This window comes from Arthrobacter sp. Y3223164, from assembly GCF_059091005.1.
Genome location: NZ_JBNHGF010000465.1, coordinates 1 through 1,876, shown reverse-complemented (window position 1 = coordinate 1,876; position 1,876 = coordinate 1). Strand labels below are relative to the sequence as shown.

Here is a 1,876-nt window from a genome sequence, read left to right as displayed (position 1 = left end):
TCGCGCCTGCAGCTGCCGACGCCGCACCGGCGGCGCCGACGAGCACGCCCTGCTCGGCCGCGTCGTGCCCGGCGGCCAGCCGGTCTTCCACCGCCTTGATGGTCTTGCTGGATGTCACCAAATCCCAGCAAAAGGCGATGAAGGCGACGGTGAAGGCCATCGCACCGAGCAGGATGAACAGCTCGCTGTACTGGGCCATGGTCTGGTCAATCGTGGGCATGGGAAGAGATGTCCTTAGTGGTTGTCAACGCCGGCGGCGCTCTTGCTATTGTGCGCCCCGGGGGCGGCATCCGTCAGCCACTGGGTGCGGAAGAGTTTGCTGAGGGCGGCCGCTTCCGGGGCCAGCCGGTGGTCCTCGCCCCGGGCCAGCAGGCCCCATTCGACCATGGTGCGGCCGTCCTCGTGGGTGCCGGCCCGCACCCAGACGCGGCGGCGGCCGATGAACAGGGAGGCGCCCAGGCCGGCCAGGGCCAGCGAGGAGAACACAAGGGCACCGACCTTGCCGGGATCATGGTGGATGTCCAGCGCCGCATAGCGGACGAGGCCGTCGAACGTGACGCTGCCCATCCCGTTGGGCAGTTCCGCCGTTTCGTAGGCGGCGAGTTCGATGCCCCCGTCCTCCTGGTTGCGGTCGTTGAGGACGGTCAGCTCGGTCGTGTCCAGGACGTAGACGTTCTTGGGGTCGCCGTTGTCCAGGCCCAGGTCCCCGTAATAGGAGTTCAGGTACAACCGGGGGTTCATGGGATCGGGGTCGCTGCCGTAGGCCACCCCGTCTTCGCCCTCCATCGCGGTCGGGAGGAAGAACCCCACGAAGCCCAGCTGTTCCGGCTGCGCGTCCGGCGCCTTGATCACCAGCGTGGAGGTGTAGGCGCCGTCGTTCGGGATCGCGATGACGGGACCCTGGTGGGCGATGTTGCCCTCGCCGTCCCGGATGGTCACGACCGGCGCGTAGCCGTTGCCCATGAGGTACACGTTCGTTCCGCCGAGTGTCAGCGGGTGGTTGATTTTCAGCACCTGCTGCTCCTCGGGCGCCCCTGGCTCGGCGCGCACGGTCAGGGTGGCGGTGAAGTCGAGCGGCTGGCCGTAGTGGGTCGGTGATTCCCGGTCGAAGACCACATCGAACTCGTCGAGGCGCATGGAGAACGGCTCCAGCCGGTCCTCGGTGAACCCGGTTCCCGGATTGAAGCTGTCGTAGCCGATGAGCGAATTCACGAACGTTTCGCCCTCGACCAGGATCCGCTGGCCCGTGTAGCCGAACTGCCCGCCGATGGCGACGGACACCAGCACGCCGATCAGCGAGGTATGGAAGACCAGGTTGCCGATCTCCTTGGCGAAGCCGCGCTCCGCTCCCACGGAGGGCCGGTCGGTGTCCGCGTCGCGCACATCCACCCGGTACCCGCGGCGCTTCAGCAAGCGGGCGGCGTCCTCGACGGCGGAGCGGGCGGAAACGCCGGCGTCCGCGGGGACCGCCATGGACCCGTACTCGGGCAGCCGGGACAACCGGCGGGGAGTCCTGGGCGGCTGCGACCGCATGGCCTTGTAGTGCTGGATGGCGCGCGGGATGACGCAGCCGATCAGCGACAGGAAGAGCAGCAGGTAGATGGCCGAGAACCACACCGAGGAGTAGACGTCGAAGAGCTGGAAGCGGTCCAGCCACGGCCCGACCGCGGGATTGTCCGCAATGTACTGGGTCACGACGGCGGGGTTGGCGGGGCGCTGCGGGAACAGCGAGCCGGGCACCGCGGCCACGGCCAGCAGCAGCAGGAGGAACAGCGCGGTGCGCATGCTCGTCAGCTGGGTCCAGGCCCAGCGCAGCATGCCGGCGAGACCCAGCGCGGGGACGGCAACGTCGTCGCGGCCGCGGTTGCGTTTCCGG

General features: G+C 68.7%; 1 protein-coding gene and 1 pseudogene. Both read right to left on the bottom strand.

Going from position 1 to position 1,876, the window contains the following annotated elements:
- A pseudogene (locus AC5RUJ_RS15445) lies at positions 1 to 220 on the bottom strand (c-type cytochrome biogenesis protein CcsB); the annotation flags it as partial.
- A 14-nt stretch (positions 221 to 234) separates the two neighbouring features.
- On the bottom strand, positions 235 to 1,876 hold a 1,642-nt coding region (gene resB / locus AC5RUJ_RS15440; RefSeq protein WP_494156153.1), incomplete at its 5' end, for a cytochrome c biogenesis protein ResB.